This is a genomic window from Flavobacterium sp. WC2409, assembly GCF_041200085.1.
Taxonomy (GTDB): Bacteria; Bacteroidota; Bacteroidia; order Flavobacteriales; family Flavobacteriaceae; genus Flavobacterium.
This window is the reverse complement of sequence record NZ_CP165625.1, coordinates 2441399-2456455: the sequence shown is the minus strand read 5'-3', so window position 1 is coordinate 2456455 and position 15057 is coordinate 2441399. Positions and strand designations below refer to the sequence as shown.

The following is a 15057-nucleotide window of genomic DNA, read 5'->3' as shown; positions in this document are numbered from 1 at the left end:
TATTGTTTTTTTATAAATGTTATTATTTATACGTCAAATGTATAACCGTTAAATGAAGAGAAAATGAAGATTTTGCGATGGAATAATTTTTAACTTTTTATTAATATTTAGGAAATTGGGAATGTAATTTTGAAAGATGTGCCTTTATTAATTTCTGATTCGACTTGAATTTCAATTTGATGTAATTTGGCAATACTATCAACAATAGCAAGCCCGATTCCATGACCATCTTGTTCAAAATTAATTCGTGTAAAACGATCAAAAATTTGGGTAAGTTGTTCCTTATTCATTCCTATTCCAGTATCTGAAATAATTAAGGTATAGTTCTTATTATTCCATGAATCTGTAACAGTAATATTTCCAGAAGGGTTATTGTATTTTATTGCGTTAGTGATTAAATTAGTAATCATAACTTGAATAAGTGTTTTGTTGCCTTTAAAATCAAAATTTTCTCTGATATTTTTAGCTACACTAAGTTCTCTTTCTTGAATTCTATCTTTTAGATTTTCAATCAGTTCCGTAATAATCTCACTAATATTAATTTCTTCATTGGTTTGAAATTGTTTATTGTCAATTCTTGAAATTAAAAGTAAATTATTGATTACTTTTTTCATTGCATCCAATGTGTTTAAGGAATCAGAAATTTTATCAATAGCAATATCATCTAAGGACTGGTTTTGAATTAAGTTTTCAAATCGATTTTTTAAAATAGCAATAGGTGTAAGGAGCTCATGTGACACATTACCTATGAATAGTTTTTCTTTATCAAAAGCATCTGTAATTCTATTCATCATATTATTTAAGGCATCATCTAAGTCTTTAAATTCAGATGTTTTACTGTGTATTAGAGTATGATTGAATTTTTCGGGTTCATTGATTAAAGCAATTTTTGTTGTTACTATTTTATTAAATGGTTTCAATAAATAGGACACATAAAAAAGATCGATGATAAATGTAAAAAAGGTAACTATCAAAAAAGTAATTATGATTATATAGTGAAGCAAAACGATAAGATCATCTATTGCTTTTATATTAGTTCCTATTTCAAGTTGATAATTGGTCGCATTGTAGCTAAAATGATGCTGTAAAACTCGATACTCAGCCTCTTGATTTTCAATTTTTCTTTGGTCATTATAAAAAACATCTTTACTGATGGTTTTTTGATTAGGCGATACTTCTAATTGAGTAAATTCTTTATGTAAAATGGTGAAATTACTATATACTTCAGTTGAATCATTGGCTAATAAAAAGTCTTTAATTTCTTTAGAATCTAGATTATGAACAAACTTTTCTTTTTTTTCTAATAATTCATCATCAGCATTATTGTAAATTACTTTTTTTACGATGTAGGGTAACGTTATCCATAAAATAATTATCAAAAATAATTTTGTTACAATATTGAATAATGAAAGTCTATGTTTTAGTTTCATATTTGTAAAAGTTATTTGTTTTAGGTCATCTATTGTTGCTTTTACTTACTAGTCTTACTGACGTATACATCTTGTTATTATGAATTATACTACTAAATATTTATTCTATAACCAACATTTCTAACCGTTTCAAACCATTCTAAAGAGGCATGTTTATCAAGTTTTTTTCGAAGATTTCTAACATGTACATCAATAAAATTACTGTCGGAAGTTACTTCTAGAATGTCACCCCAAACGTGTTCAATGAGTTGCATACGAGTAATTACTCGGTTTTTATTTAAAACTAAATATTGAAAAATATCAAATTCCTTTTTGGTCAATTTTATAGGTAATCCATTATAACTTACTTTGTAATCTTGCAATTGTAGCTTAAACCCATACAATTCGAGTTCGTTTTGAGCAAAACCTCCTAAACGCCTAACAATGGCAAAAAGTCGTGCTTGCAGTTCAGTAAGAGCAAATGGTTTGGTCAAATAATCATCGGCGCCAAGTTGTAATCCGTTGATTTTATCTTCCAACTCTCCACGTGCGGTAACGACAATTACCGCCATTTTCAATTGGTTTTTTCGTACCGATTTTAAAACATCAAAACCACTACCATCAGGCAACCCTAAATCTAATATCATGATGTCATAATTGTTACTACTAGCTTCATCAAGTGCGTCTTCACAAGTATTTGAAATTTTGCAAATATAGCCTGAACTAGAAAGAAATTCTTTTAGTTCAATTGCCAATTCTTTATTGTCTTCAACTATAAGTAAGTTCATATTAGTTGTTTTGCTTTAATTTATCCAAGTCAGATAACGTATAAAATTTCAGATTATTCAATTTCATGTATTTACATAAAAACTCCAAAGTTTCAATTTTTGTTTGATAATTTCCCGTTATGTTTTTGACGGGTTTATGACTGCTAAAAATCAAAATTTTATTTTGTTTTTTAGCATCATCTAATAACTCCAATAAATAAGGAATGCTAAAATGGATGTGACTGTTGTCAATATCAAAAGCATAGAGGTATTTGGAGTTTCTAAAATAGCAGCCTTCTTTCTCCGGTTTTTTATTTTCAAAATCTCTTCCTCTGATTATTTTAAATTTTGGTGCTAATGCTGTATCGAGTGCAGCCGACCGCTCCCCATAAGGATAGGCAAATGAAGAAACGTTAAAACCATTTTTCTTCATTGAAACGATCATTGGATCAATTTCTTGTTTGATGTATTTATCAATTCCGTTTTTGGCTACAAATTTCACTGCATTATAATGGTGGTATCCATGACCTGCAATTTCATGTCCTTCACCTTGTAATTGATGCAGTTTTTGCATTTGAGGTTTACCAATGGAGTCTATTCTGCAAACACAAAATGTAGCTTTCCAATCGTATTTTTTTAGTACTTTATCAGCTTCGTACCATTCATCAACATAGGCGTCATCAAAAGAAATAACTACGCCAGCTTTGTAAGGGGGTTGTTTTTTATCTTGACAAGATATCAGAATTAAAAAAGACGCAATTAGGAATGATTTTAATAAAGTTAGTTTCATTAATTATTTTTTTGAGAATCAAATCAAATATAAATCTTTTTGGTCTCTCTATTTATTTATATATGACACTATTTAATTGTTATTTAAAGTTAAAAAAAAGCCAGCAAACTGCTTTACTGACTTTTATTACTAACAACTTTAAAATATAAATAACCTAATCTTTTTCTGTAATTTTTATAAAATCACCATTTTGTCAAGAAAAAAGTATCGTAAAATATTCCGTTACAAATAATCCCTATTTCATAAGTGATAACACTATTTTTTGACTTTAATTCTAGAAGCGTCATTGATGCTGAAATTTTCCTTCAATTTTTCATGGTTATTTTATAAGTCAAAATTATATTCCTTAAATGAAGAATAAATGAAGATTGTAATTTTCTGTTTTTAAGACAACATTCTTACTTCATAGGGCTGTATTTTATGAAACAGGAAAGAGGTGTTTTTTAAAATTGCGATTTTAAGAATTACTTTAATGTAAATTTTGATTTAAATATCCTTTATTTTTCTTTTTAGGTTATTTTAAAAATGGCATAAAAAAAAGCTTTGTTTTAGTAAACAAAGCTTTTTTTAATATAAGGTAATCACGAATTAATAATTATACAGAAACTAACCTTAAATTTTTAGATCAGAACCAGTAACAAACTTATAGAAACTAAAACGTAATAGTCTTAAAATTATATTAAAATTTTAATTATGGTTGAAAAGTAAATGAACGAAATATTTTATGAAAATAAATTTAGTTAAATTAAACAATGACAATTTGACATTTTATAAGATTTGGCAGTACTTTTGCAATTCAAAGAAAAGTGAAAAAAATGAAGTTTAAGAATATTTTTAAAAATACTAGTAATATGGCTACTGATAATACAGAAATCGATCAAAACATAGAGGATGTAACTACAGATAATAATACGAATACTAATGAAGAGCAAGTAATTGCTGAAGAATTAAGTGTTGAGGAGCAATTAACGCAAGACTTAGCTAAAGAAAAAGATAAGTATTTAAGGTTGTTTGCTGAATTTGAAAATTACAAACGTAGAACGACTAAAGAGCGTATCGAATTGTTTAAAACGGCAAACCAAGAAGTTTTATTGGCGATGCTTCCTGTTTTAGATGATTTTGACAGAGCAGTTGTTGAAATTGCTAAATCTGAGGATGAGGTATTAATGAAAGGCGTTGAGCTTATTCATGAAAAACTTAAAAATACTTTAGTAGCTAAAGGATTGGAACAAATAGATGTAAAAGCAGGAGATGCATTTGATGCTGATTTTGCCGAAGCAATTACTCAAATTCCTGCTCCTTCTGATAAGATGAAAGGTAAAATTGTTGATGTTCTTGAAAAAGGATATAAATTGGGAGATAAGATTATTCGTTTTCCAAAAGTTGTAATAGGGCAATAATAGAGGAAATAATTTTTTGCTTCTATACCATTCAAAAACAAAAAAATGAAAAAAGATTTTTACGAGATATTAGGCATTTCAAAAAGTGCAGATGCTGCAGCAATAAAGAAAGCTTACAGAAAAAAAGCCTTAGAGTTTCATCCTGACAAAAACCCTGGAGACAAATCGGCAGAAGATAAATTTAAGGAAGCTGCTGAAGCTTACGAAATTTTAAGTGATCAGAATAAAAAAGCGAAATACGACCAATACGGTCATCAAGCTTTTGATGGTTCAGGCGGTTTTGGTGGCGGTGGTCATCATGGCGGAATGAATATGGATGACATCTTCAGTCAATTTGGAGATATTTTCGGTAGCGCCTTTGGTGGTGGTGGCGGATTTGGTGGCGGTGGCGGAGGTCAACGTAGAACTAAAGGAAGCAATCTTCGTATCAAAGTAAAATTAACTTTGGAAGAAGTTGCCAATGGTGTAGAGAAAAAAGTAAAAGTAAAACGCAAGGTTCAAGCGCCTGGCGTATCGTATAAAACCTGTTCTACTTGTAATGGTCAAGGGCAAGTAATGCGTGTAACCAATACAATTTTGGGTAGAATGCAATCAGCTTCAACCTGTCCAACTTGTGGTGGTTCTGGTCAAATTTTAGACAAAAAACCATCTGAAGCGGATGCTCAAGGGATGATTCTTGAAGATGAAACAGTATCTATAAAAATACCTGCTGGTGTAGTTGACGGAATGCAACTGAAAGTTTCAAATAAAGGAAATGATGCGCCAGGGAACAGTGTTCCAGGTGATTTGATTGTTGCTATCGAAGAGCTAGAACATGAATTCTTGAAACGTGAAGGAGAGAATTTGCATTATGATTTATACATCAGTTTTGCCGAGGCGGTTCTTGGAATCTCTAAAGATATCGAAGCAATCAATGGTAAAGTTAGAATCAAACTGGAAGAAGGAATTCAATCAGGAAAAATCCTTAGACTCAAAGGAAAAGGAATTCCTAGTATTAATGGATACGGAAGTGGTGATTTACTAGTTCATGTAAACGTTTGGACTCCAAAAACATTAAACAAAGAGCAAAAACAATTTTTTGAAAAAAACATTGATGATGAAAACTTTGTTCCAAATCCTGAAAAATCAGATAAATCATTTTTCGAGAAAGTAAAAGATATGTTTTCTTAATTTTTATAAAGGTTAAAAATTAAATATATTTCCCATCCTTGTTCAAATAAGGATGGGTTTTTTTATGTAACATTTGGGCCTATTTTGCTACTAATTATTTACTTTTACACGCGTTAGGCTATAACGAGCTAAACGGATGAAATAAATTCAAAATTCAGCATGAGTATTTTACTTGAAGTTAATAAAGTAGTTAAGCAATACGGTGATTATGTAGCGCTTAATGAAGTTTCATTATCGGTTCCTAAGGGCAGTATTTATGGACTATTAGGTCCTAACGGTGCCGGAAAAACATCTTTAATCCGAATCATAAATCAAATTACATTTCCAGATCGTGGTGAAATCATTCTTGATGGTGAAAAACTACAACCCAAACACGTTCATTATATTGGATACCTTCCTGAAGAAAGAGGATTGTACACCAGTATGAAAGTGGGAGAACAATGTTTGTATTTGGCTCAAATGAAAGGACTTTCAAAAGCCGAAGCCAAAAAACAATTGGATTATTGGTTTGATAGACTAGGAATTCAAGGTTGGTGGAACAAAAAAATCCAAGAGCTTTCTAAAGGAATGGCACAAAAAATTCAGTTTGTAGTTTGTGTTTTGCACAAGCCAAAATTATTGATTTTTGATGAGCCTTTCTCTGGTTTTGATCCAGTAAATGCCAATGTTATAAAAGAAGAGATCCTGGCTTTAAGAGAAGAGGGTGCCACTATCATTTTTTCGACACACCGCATGGAAAGTGTTGAGGAACTGTGTGATGATATCGCTTTAATCCACAAGTCAAACAAATTATTAGAAGGGAAACTGAGTGATGTAAAAAGACAGTTCAAAACGAATAGCTATGAAGTGGGGATTTTATCTGATAATGTAGAAGGTTTGATGTATGATATTACACAAAAATTCACTGTGGGGCCTGCTAATTTCAAATCCTTAAATAAGGAACTAAAGCTAGAAATTCAATTAGGGAAAGCCTTGCCAAATGAACTATTGAACGTATTGACGCAACGTGGACAAGTCACTCATTTTGTGGAAAAAATACCAAGTGTAAATGATATTTTTATTCAATCCGTTAGCGAAAAATAATTTTTTGGTAAATCCTAAATTCTAAATTAAAATGAGCATCATTTCATTAATCATAAAAAGAGAGTTTATTGCCAAAGTGCGTAATAAATCTTTTATTGTAATGACCTTTTTAAGTCCGTTACTATTTGTAGGGATAGCTGCATTTGTTGGTTATTTAAGTTCGATGAAAGCAGATACAAAACGAATCGCCATTCACGACGAATCCGGTTTGTTTGTAAAAGACTTTACAGCACAAAACAGTAAAAAGGGCGAATATAAATACCTCGATTTATCGGTAATCGATTCGAAATTTCTGAAAGACAGCATCACTAACGAAAGTTATGAAGGACTGTTAATCATTCCGAAATCAACAAATATTACCGATTTTGAAAGTAAAATCCAATTCATATCGAACAGTAGTCCCAGTATTTCTTTTATTGAAAATGTGCAAGATGTCATAAGCAATAAAATCACCAAAATAAATTTAGAGAACGCACACCTTGATACCTTAGCTATTAAAAAGGCACAATCGGTAGTAAATATTAGTCTGGCCAAAGCTTCTGGGGAAGAAAGTGTAAAAGGATTAAATGAAATTAAAATTGCCATTGGTGGCGGTTTTGGTTATTTAATAATGATGTTCATCATAATTTATGGAAATATGGTGATGCGTTCTGTAATCGAAGAAAAAACAAATCGTATCATAGAAATCATTATTTCCTCAGTTAAACCATTCCAATTAATGATTGGTAAAATCATAGGAACTTCATTAGCAGGAATATTGCAGTTCGTAATTTGGGCCGTAATTGGACTATCATTAATGTTTGCCGCTTCATTGTTTTTTGGGGTAAATGTTGGGCCAACAGCTAAAGTCCCACCTGAATTAATGCAACAAGCACAACAAGAATTTGCTGGTACAGCCCAAATGTATATCAAAGAATTGTGGAACTTACCCATTGCTAATATTTTGCTGGGTTTTGTGGTTTATTTCATAGGTGGTTATTTTCTATACAGTTCATTTTACGCAGCAATCGGTGCGGCAGTGGATAATCAAACCGATTCACAACAGTTTTTACTGCCTATCATCATGCCGTTGATGTTGAGTGTTTATGTTGGATTTTTTAGTGTAATACATGATCCGCACGGAACTATTGCGGTCGTTTTCTCCATGATTCCGCTCACATCGCCTATTGTTATGTTGATGCGAATCCCGTTTGGCGTACCTTTGTGGCAAATTGCCATATCCGTAACACTATTATTCGCCACTTTCTTTGGAGTAGTTTGGTTTGCGGCTAAGATTTATAGAGTTGGAATATTGATGTACGGTAAAAAACCAACTTGGAAAGAGTTGTACAAATGGCTTAACTATTAAAATAATTTGGAACTATTTCCTGCTTTTCGTTTCAATCTTTTTTAATTCGCTAAAGAAGCGAATTAAAAAAGGATTTTCACTGCAATCAGGGTTATTGAAATAGATTATAATTAATTTGTGAACTTTGCAAAAAAACTTTGCGAACTTTGCGGTAAAATAATAAAAAAACATGCCTAAAATACTAATTATAGAAGACGAAGCAGCTATTCGAAGAGTACTAACAAAAATACTTTCCGAAGAGAACGATACCTATGAAGTAGAAGACGCCGAAGATGGTGCGATAGGTTTTGAAAAAATAAAAAACAACGATTACGATTTGGTTTTGTGTGATATCAAAATGCCAAAAATGGATGGTGTGGAGTTACTCGAAGCCGTAAAAAAAATAAAACCCGAAATCCCAATGGTGATGATCTCTGGTCATGGCGATATGGAAACGGCAATCAATACGATGCGTTTGGGCGCTTTTGATTATATATCAAAACCACCAGATTTGAACCGTTTATTAAATACCGTTCGAAACGCATTAGACAAAAAACAACTGGTAGTTGAAAATAAGATTCTAAAGAAAAAAGTCAGCAAGAACTACGAAATGATTGGGGATAGTGAGGCCATCAATCACATTAAAGTGATGATTGACAAAGTTGCTCCAACGGAAGCTCGTGTTTTAATTACAGGACCAAATGGAACTGGTAAGGAACTAGTGGCGCATCAATTGCATGAAAAAAGTGAGAGAGCTGATTTTCCTTTAATCGAAGTAAACTGTGCCGCAATCCCATCTGAACTGATAGAAAGCGAGCTTTTTGGTCATGTAAAAGGTGCTTTTACCTCGGCTGTAAAAGACCGCGCAGGAAAATTTGAAGCGGCCGATAAAGGAACTATTTTCTTGGATGAAATTGGTGATATGAGTCTTTCGGCTCAAGCCAAAGTATTGCGTGCTTTACAAGAAAGTATGATTACTAGAGTAGGTGCTGATAAAGATATCAAAGTCAATGTTCGCGTTGTGGCAGCAACTAATAAAGATTTAAAAGTCGAAATTGCCGAAGGTCGTTTTCGTGAAGATTTATACCACCGTTTAGCAGTAATATTAATAAAAGTACCATCGTTGAATGACAGACGTGACGATATTCCAATGTTGATTTCTCATTTTGCTGACAAAATTGCTTCTGAGCAAGGAAATGCATTAAAACATTTTTCTAAAGATGCAATCAAATTATTGCAGGAATACGATTGGACTGGAAATATACGTGAATTACGAAATGTAGTGGAGCGTTTAATAATTCTTGGAGGAAACGAAATTTCCGAGAGTGATGTGAAGTTGTTTGCTTCAAAATAATTGAATAATTTAAAGATTTAAAGATTTAAAAATTAGGAGGGAAATTCTTTTAATTTTTCAATTCTTAAATCTTTCAATATAAAATAAATGAAATTAAAAAAAATTAACGAAGGCTTAAAAGAATCTTTAATTGCAAACGGCTTAACAGAAGCCAATGTAATGCAACAAGAAACTTTTTCAACTTTAAAAAGTGGTGCTGATTGCCTTATTTTGGCACCAGCAGGAAGTGGAAAAACGACTACTATTGTAATCAATGTGATCCAGCAATTAGTTAAAGAAGGAGAGCAATCTCCACGTGCTTTGATCATTGTTGAGGACAAAGCCAAGGTATTGGCCATGGAAGCACTTTTTGAGAAATATGGTAAACACACTGATATCAGTGTTTACGGAGTGCATGACAAGGGGGATATGGAATATGACAAAAATTATATTTCTGGTGGAGTAGATGTGTTGATTGGTACACCTAATAAGTTGAGTGAAATGTTTACCACTGCAGGATTTAATGTAAACCGTTTAAAAATGTTTATTCTTGATGATGCAGATCCTATTTTGAAATTGCGTCATGAAACAAAAATCATGCGTATTTCAAATAGCATCATAAAAACACAACGCATCATTTTTACGGAACAAATGACAGATCGAATTGAAAGTCTTGCTGATAAAATGCTAGTAGAACCTTTTGAATTTGATTTTGAAGATTTCGAAGAAGAGAATGAGGAAGTAGAAGATTTCGAGGAGCAAGAAGGGGATGAAGAAAACGGGAATAATTAAATAAAAGACTTTCAATGTTTTCAATTTTTATGCACTGAAAACGTTGCGGTTTAAACAATAAAACAAAATTTATAATGGGACTAATGAAAGTGTTTTCGGGAAGTGAGATTTTGGCTTTAGCTTTAAAAGAAAAAATTGAAGAAATAGGAGTTGATGTAGTAAAGAAAGACAATATTCAATCGGCAAGATTGGCAGGTTTTGGAAGTTATGGTCAAGCTGTAGAATTATTCGTTCAAGAAACTGAATTTGCTAAGGTGAATCCAATTATTGAAGAATTTAGATTAAGTATTTAATACAATAATAGTTTTATAAAATTAATTCCTTGATGCTTAAAATACCATCAAGGTTTTCTTTTTTGTAAATTAAAATAATATAAAGGGGATGAAATATAAAATGTTGGTTTTAGACATGGATGATACCTTGTTGAATGATGATCATGAAGTTTCCATTGAAAATAAGGAAATGCTTGCTAAAGCACTGGAATTGGGTATTCATGTAGTTTTGGCTTCGGGAAGACCTACGCCCGCAATGACGGCTTATGCAAAAGAATTGAACTTACATAATTCGTATATGATTTCTTATAATGGAGCCGTAATTTCAGATTTAAAAGAAGATAAAATCATCTTTGAGCAAACGTTAACTCAAGAACAAATTCATGACTTATATGAATATAGTGTAAAAAGCAAAACGCATATCATTACTTATGTGGATGGGAAAATCGTGAGTGAAACAGATTCTGAATACATTGAAATCGAAAAAAATATCACCGGTTTAGAACACAATAAAGTAGTAAGTTTTAAAGCAGAAGTACAGTCTTCAGCTATAAAATGTATTTTATTAGAAGAACCCAGTTATCTTAAAGAAGTGGAGAAAGATTTAAAAGCAGCAATGCCACACCTGAGTGTGTGTATGTCAAAACCTTTCTTTTTAGAAGTAGCTCAAAACGGAATAGATAAAGGCGCAAGTATCAAATTTTTAGCCGACAAATTGGGGATTCTTCAGGCGGAAATTATAGCTGTAGGTAATGCTGGGAATGATTTGACCATGATTGAATATGCAGGATTAGGTGTTTGGGTCGATAATGTGGATCCTGAATTGAGAGACAAAGCGGATGTTATTGTGGCTTCAAATAATAACCACGGCGTTGCTGAGGTGGTAAGACGATTTATATTGGCTTAGAATCTTTTAGAGTTTAATTGAACCATTAAGAAATTAAGGAAAGTTAAGAGTAAGTCTTAATTAGCTTAATTTCTTAATGGTTTTTTTGTGTGCAGTAACTTTGTAAGTAATGTGTTTATCTGTCTAAAGAACATAGAACTTATAGATTTCTATCTAAGTTTTTTCTTTGGGTTTCTACTAGTGTTGAAAATAGCGGTAATAATAATATCTTTCTCATCAACACTATACAAAACAACAAAAGGATATTTTTTCACGACTGCTTGATGGTATATTTTGTAAACAACTTTATAAGTTGTGTGGTTTAAAACGATCGCTTTATAGCATTCTTCTAATCGTTTAGAAATCGTTCGCCTAGATTTTTACGTTTAGATTCATAAAATTCATAAGCAACAATGGTGTCTACATTAGCTCGAAAAGAAAATTTAAGATTTCTTTTCATGAAAGTTTTTTCTAGCATTATTTTTTATTTCTTCCCACGTGAAAGAAGGTTCTTCCCCAGAATAATATTTTGCTGTAGATTCATCTAAAATTAATTTTTGTTCATGGGTCAATTCGTATTCCAATGGTTCGTCATTTAAGACATTTTTTAAAAAGTCCAAAGTGCTTTGATCTTCTGTATGGATAATTTTATCAATTAACTCCAGTTTATCTTTTTGTAAATTAGTAGGTTGCATGATTTTTTTTGTTTAGAATCTATTTATAAATATAATGATAATCCAATTTTAATTCTTGCAATTTATATGTAAATTTGCACACTCAATTTTTTTGACAACGATTTCATTAAATTGAGTTTACTTATGGAAAACAGAAAAAAGGTTGCCTTTTATACGCTGGGATGTAAACTAAACTTTTCAGAAACATCAACAATAGCAAGGAGTTTTCAAGATGAAGGTTTTGACCGCGTCGATTTTGAAGAAGTGGCTGATATGTATGTAATTAATACCTGTTCAGTAACTGAAAATGCGGACAAACAATTCAAGCAAGTCGTTAAAAAAGCGATGAAGTTGAATGACAAAGCATTTGTAGCAGCTGTAGGTTGTTACGCCCAATTGAAGCCCGAAGAATTAGCGGCTGTTGATGGAGTTGATCTCGTTCTGGGAGCTACAGAAAAATTTAAAATCACCGATTATATTAATGACTTGTCCAAAAATGATATGGGCGAGGTACATTCATGCGAGATATCGGAAGCCGATTTCTATGTAGGAAGTTATTCCATAGGAGATAGAACACGTGCTTTCTTGAAAGTACAAGATGGTTGTGATTATAAATGTACGTATTGTACGATTCCGCTTGCTAGAGGAATTTCTCGATCTGATGAACTGGAGAATGTATTGAAAAATGCCTACGAAATTTCAAAACAAAATATCAAGGAAATTGTTCTTACGGGTGTAAATATTGGAGATTACGGTAAAGGAGAGTTTGGTAATAAAAAACACGAACATACTTTTTTAGAATTAGTGCAAGCATTAGATGAAGTGGAAGGAATCGAAAGATTACGAATTTCATCCATTGAACCTAATTTGTTGAAAAATGAAACGATTGAGTTTGTTTCTAAAAGCAGAACTTTTGTGCCTCATTTTCATATTCCATTACAATCAGGAAGTAATGAAATTTTGAAACTGATGAAACGCCGTTACCAACGCGAAGTGTACACAGAGCGAGTGAATAAGATTAGAGAAGTGATGCCACACGCTTGTATAGGTGTAGATGTAATTGTTGGTTTTCCCGGAGAAACCGATGAACAATTCTTAGAAACCTATCATTTCTTAAATGAGATGGATATTTCTTATTTGCATGTTTTTACGTATTCAGAACGCGATAATACAGAAGCTGCCGATATGCCTGGAGTTGTTGCTGCCAATGTACGTTCAAAAAGAAGTAAAATGTTACGTGGTTTATCCGTAAAGAAACGTCGTGCTTTTTATGAAAGTCAGCTAGGAAGTAATAGAACCGTTTTATTCGAAAGTGAAAATAAAGAAGGGTATATCCACGGTTTTACAGAGAATTACGTAAAAGTAAAAACACCTTGGAATCCAGAATTGGTGAATACATTACACAATATCAATTTGACTCATATTGATGAGGATGGTTCAGTGCGAATGGAGTTTATTGAAGTAGAAGTTTAATTTTTAAACATATAAGTCATTTAAGTTTTTTACTCTTCAATCCTAAGATTAAATATTAAAGTGATATAAGTTTTTTTAACCATTAAGAGATTAAGTTTATTAGGTGTTGCGCTTAATAAACTTAATCTCTTAATGGTTTTTTAGTACTAATTAGTCTTTCGATTTTAAAACATTTGACTTTCGTCTAATTTTAAGGATTCGTAGACCAAATGCTACTATTCTTAATGAAAACGCGTCGGTTTAATTTTAACTGGGCGATAATTAATTCAGCCATATCTTCGGCTTGCATTACTTTTTCAGGATTTCCGTCCGTTAGTTTTAAATCTTTGGCCATATCAGTAGCAACCGTGCTTGGAATTAATGCGGTTACGCGAATATTGTGCTTACGAACTTCCTGCATTAAAGAATCAGTAAGTCCCAAAACAGCAAATTTAGAAGCGCTATACGCACTCGTTAATGCGTTTCCTGCTAATCCTGCAGTCGATGAAATGTTGATGATGTCACCCGTTTGTCTTTCGATCATATTAGGTAAAACAGCACGAGTCATATAGTAGGTTCCCATTAAGTTGACTTGAATGATGCGTTCCCAAGCTGTAGGTTCTAGTTCTAAGAATTTACCAAAAGCTGCAATTCCAGCATTGTTAATTAAGATGTCAATAGTTCCAAATTCGGCCAAAGCTTTTTCAACGGCAGAATTTACCGAATCAATATCGGCTACATCAGCGGTTAAGGCAAGTGCTTTTACTCTTAAAGAACGCGCTTTAGCAGCAACATTATCAATCTCTTCTTGCGTTCTCGCAAGTAATATTACATTTACGCCTTCCTTAGCTAAGGCCAAAGTAATTGCTTTTCCTATTCCTTTTCCGGCACCAGTGATCAGTGCATTTTTATTTTTTAAGTCAGTCATTTCATTCAATTTTAGATGTTGTGAGCAAAGTTAAACCATTCCGTTTTTTTAAATGAATGGGCAATGTGAAAAAATACTTAAAGTTAGGGTTAATGGGATGTATTTACTAATAATGATGCTAGATCCCATAAGGAATGGCAAATGATTACGATTTTAATGTTCCTGTATTTTTGATAATGCAAGGCTAAAACTAAGCCAATAGAAAACGGTCCTATTACTTGTATTAAAGTCCCATAGCTAAAATGTAAAAGGCCAAATAAAATACTAGAAATAAGGACTGATAGGAAAGTGTTTTTTACTATTATTTCCAATCTAGGGATTAGATAGCCTCGAAAGAGTAATTCTTCGGTAATTCCTGCAGTTATGGATGTAAACCAGATTAATGGCGTGTTATTCTTGAAAAACTGTATGATTTCGTTCATTTTTTTACTTTCAAGATTCGAATCCAATGTTTTTAATACCATAGAAACTACAAATACAACAAAGACTAAAACGATCATCGTTACCGCTATGGACGCTAAATAATAGGGAAAAGAGTATTCTTTTTCTTTCCATAATAAAAAAGGTTGCTTTTCTATATACATGGCATATAGGAATGTTAATAGCAAGCAAATCCAAATTATTAATCTAGAGATGAAGAAGGCAGTTTTGTAATCAATGCCTAACTGTCTTATGGAAGGAAGAAAAAAAGTGGTCGTAAATAAGATAAAAAGTAGAAATGCGATTCCACCAATAACCGTTGATTTTTGGGCTGTTTTTGTACTATCGCTCATC

15 protein-coding genes are annotated in these 15057 nt (G+C 32.1%); 9 read left to right on the top strand and 6 right to left on the bottom strand.

Annotated features, from left to right (window positions below; all coding sequences use genetic code 11):
- Nucleotides 1-107 precede the first annotated feature (107 nt).
- The 3 genes from AB3G34_RS10530 to AB3G34_RS10520 all read right to left on the bottom strand — a co-directional run bounded on the left by AB3G34_RS10530 (nt 108) and on the right by AB3G34_RS10520 (nt 2966).
- Nucleotides 108-1430 carry a sensor histidine kinase gene (locus AB3G34_RS10530; RefSeq protein ID WP_369752414.1) on the bottom strand — a complete coding sequence of 441 codons (1323 nt, stop codon included), beginning with the start codon at nt 1428-1430 and terminating at the stop codon, nt 108-110.
- Between the two features lie 92 nt (nt 1431-1522).
- Nucleotides 1523-2197 (bottom strand): response regulator transcription factor, encoded by a 675-nt coding sequence (locus tag AB3G34_RS10525; RefSeq protein WP_367754757.1) that lies wholly within the window; start codon nt 2195-2197, stop codon nt 1523-1525.
- A gap of 1 nt (nt 2198) precedes the next feature.
- Nucleotides 2199-2966 (bottom strand): polysaccharide deacetylase family protein, encoded by a 768-nt coding sequence (locus AB3G34_RS10520; protein WP_369752413.1) that lies wholly within the window; start codon nt 2964-2966, stop codon nt 2199-2201.
- 815 nt (nt 2967-3781) lie between these two features.
- On the opposite strand from AB3G34_RS10520, the gene AB3G34_RS10515 reads away from it, so the two are divergent.
- From AB3G34_RS10515 to AB3G34_RS10480, 8 genes are all read left to right on the top strand, one after another.
- Complete coding sequence (locus AB3G34_RS10515; RefSeq protein WP_369752411.1) at nt 3782-4366, top strand: nucleotide exchange factor GrpE; 585 nt, start codon at nt 3782-3784, stop codon at nt 4364-4366.
- A 45-nt stretch (nt 4367-4411) separates the two neighbouring features.
- On the top strand, nt 4412-5536 hold the full coding sequence (dnaJ, locus tag AB3G34_RS10510) for a molecular chaperone DnaJ (RefSeq protein ID WP_367754751.1): 1125 nt from the start codon (nt 4412-4414) through the stop codon (nt 5534-5536).
- 159 nt (nt 5537-5695) lie between these two features.
- Entirely contained in the window at nt 5696-6619 is a 924-nt protein-coding gene (locus AB3G34_RS10505) for an ABC transporter ATP-binding protein (RefSeq protein ID WP_369752409.1), read from the top strand.
- A gap of 31 nt (nt 6620-6650) precedes the next feature.
- On the top strand, nt 6651-7967 hold the full coding sequence (locus AB3G34_RS10500; protein ID WP_367754747.1) for an ABC transporter permease: 1317 nt from the start codon (nt 6651-6653) through the stop codon (nt 7965-7967).
- Nucleotides 7968-8136: 169 nt separating this feature from the next.
- Complete coding sequence (locus AB3G34_RS10495; protein ID WP_369752408.1) at nt 8137-9300, top strand: sigma-54-dependent transcriptional regulator; 1164 nt, start codon at nt 8137-8139, stop codon at nt 9298-9300.
- Nucleotides 9301-9387: 87 nt separating this feature from the next.
- The gene (locus AB3G34_RS10490) at nt 9388-10071 is read left to right on the top strand and encodes a DEAD/DEAH box helicase (RefSeq protein ID WP_369752407.1); all 684 of its coding nucleotides are present in this window, start codon (nt 9388-9390) and stop codon (nt 10069-10071) included.
- Between the two features lie 74 nt (nt 10072-10145).
- Nucleotides 10146-10364: a DUF2007 domain-containing protein gene (locus AB3G34_RS10485; protein WP_367754741.1), complete on the top strand. Its 219-nt coding sequence runs from the start codon at nt 10146-10148 to the stop codon at nt 10362-10364.
- 88 nt (nt 10365-10452) lie between these two features.
- The gene (locus AB3G34_RS10480; RefSeq protein ID WP_369752406.1) at nt 10453-11250 is read left to right on the top strand and encodes a Cof-type HAD-IIB family hydrolase; all 798 of its coding nucleotides are present in this window, start codon (nt 10453-10455) and stop codon (nt 11248-11250) included.
- A 422-nt stretch (nt 11251-11672) separates the two neighbouring features.
- Here AB3G34_RS10480 and AB3G34_RS10475 read toward each other — a convergent pair whose 3' ends face one another.
- Nucleotides 11673-11924 (bottom strand): hypothetical protein, encoded by a 252-nt coding sequence (locus AB3G34_RS10475; protein WP_369752405.1) that lies wholly within the window; start codon nt 11922-11924, stop codon nt 11673-11675.
- Nucleotides 11925-12047: 123 nt separating this feature from the next.
- Between AB3G34_RS10475 and mtaB the strand changes: the two genes are divergently transcribed.
- Nucleotides 12048-13376 (top strand): tRNA (N(6)-L-threonylcarbamoyladenosine(37)-C(2))-methylthiotransferase MtaB, encoded by a 1329-nt coding sequence (mtaB, locus tag AB3G34_RS10470; protein ID WP_369752404.1) that lies wholly within the window; start codon nt 12048-12050, stop codon nt 13374-13376.
- Nucleotides 13377-13566: 190 nt separating this feature from the next.
- Here the strand turns inward: mtaB and AB3G34_RS10465 are convergent, their stop codons facing one another.
- Nucleotides 13567-14283, bottom strand: coding sequence for a 3-ketoacyl-ACP reductase (locus tag AB3G34_RS10465; RefSeq protein ID WP_367754733.1), 717 nt, complete (start codon nt 14281-14283; stop codon nt 13567-13569).
- Nucleotides 14284-14372: 89 nt separating this feature from the next.
- A complete protein-coding gene (locus tag AB3G34_RS10460; protein ID WP_367771621.1) occupies nt 14373-15056 on the bottom strand; it encodes a lysostaphin resistance A-like protein in 684 nt (227 codons plus the stop codon).
- Between the last annotated feature and the right edge of the window lies 1 nt (nt 15057).

Bases quoted from the DNA above. Each gene is read 5' to 3' on its own strand.
- AB3G34_RS10530 (WP_369752414.1), bottom strand. From the start codon at position 1,430: ATGAAACTAAAACATAGACTTTCATTATTCAATATTGTAACAAAATTA.
- AB3G34_RS10525 (WP_367754757.1), bottom strand. From the start codon at position 2,197: ATGAACTTACTTATAGTTGAAGACAATAAAGAATTGGCAATTGAACTA.
- AB3G34_RS10520 (WP_369752413.1), bottom strand. From the start codon at position 2,966: ATGAAACTAACTTTATTAAAATCATTCCTAATTGCGTCTTTTTTAATT.
- AB3G34_RS10515 (WP_369752411.1), top strand. From the start codon at position 3,782: ATGAAGTTTAAGAATATTTTTAAAAATACTAGTAATATGGCTACTGAT.
- dnaJ (WP_367754751.1), top strand. From the start codon at position 4,412: ATGAAAAAAGATTTTTACGAGATATTAGGCATTTCAAAAAGTGCAGAT.
- AB3G34_RS10505 (WP_369752409.1), top strand. From the start codon at position 5,696: ATGAGTATTTTACTTGAAGTTAATAAAGTAGTTAAGCAATACGGTGAT.
- AB3G34_RS10500 (WP_367754747.1), top strand. From the start codon at position 6,651: ATGAGCATCATTTCATTAATCATAAAAAGAGAGTTTATTGCCAAAGTG.
- AB3G34_RS10495 (WP_369752408.1), top strand. From the start codon at position 8,137: ATGCCTAAAATACTAATTATAGAAGACGAAGCAGCTATTCGAAGAGTA.
- AB3G34_RS10490 (WP_369752407.1), top strand. From the start codon at position 9,388: ATGAAATTAAAAAAAATTAACGAAGGCTTAAAAGAATCTTTAATTGCA.
- AB3G34_RS10485 (WP_367754741.1), top strand. From the start codon at position 10,146: ATGGGACTAATGAAAGTGTTTTCGGGAAGTGAGATTTTGGCTTTAGCT.
- AB3G34_RS10480 (WP_369752406.1), top strand. From the start codon at position 10,453: ATGAAATATAAAATGTTGGTTTTAGACATGGATGATACCTTGTTGAAT.
- AB3G34_RS10475 (WP_369752405.1), bottom strand. From the start codon at position 11,924: ATGCAACCTACTAATTTACAAAAAGATAAACTGGAGTTAATTGATAAA.
- mtaB (WP_369752404.1), top strand. From the start codon at position 12,048: ATGGAAAACAGAAAAAAGGTTGCCTTTTATACGCTGGGATGTAAACTA.
- AB3G34_RS10465 (WP_367754733.1), bottom strand. From the start codon at position 14,283: ATGACTGACTTAAAAAATAAAAATGCACTGATCACTGGTGCCGGAAAA.
- AB3G34_RS10460 (WP_367771621.1), bottom strand. From the start codon at position 15,056: ATGAGCGATAGTACAAAAACAGCCCAAAAATCAACGGTTATTGGTGGA.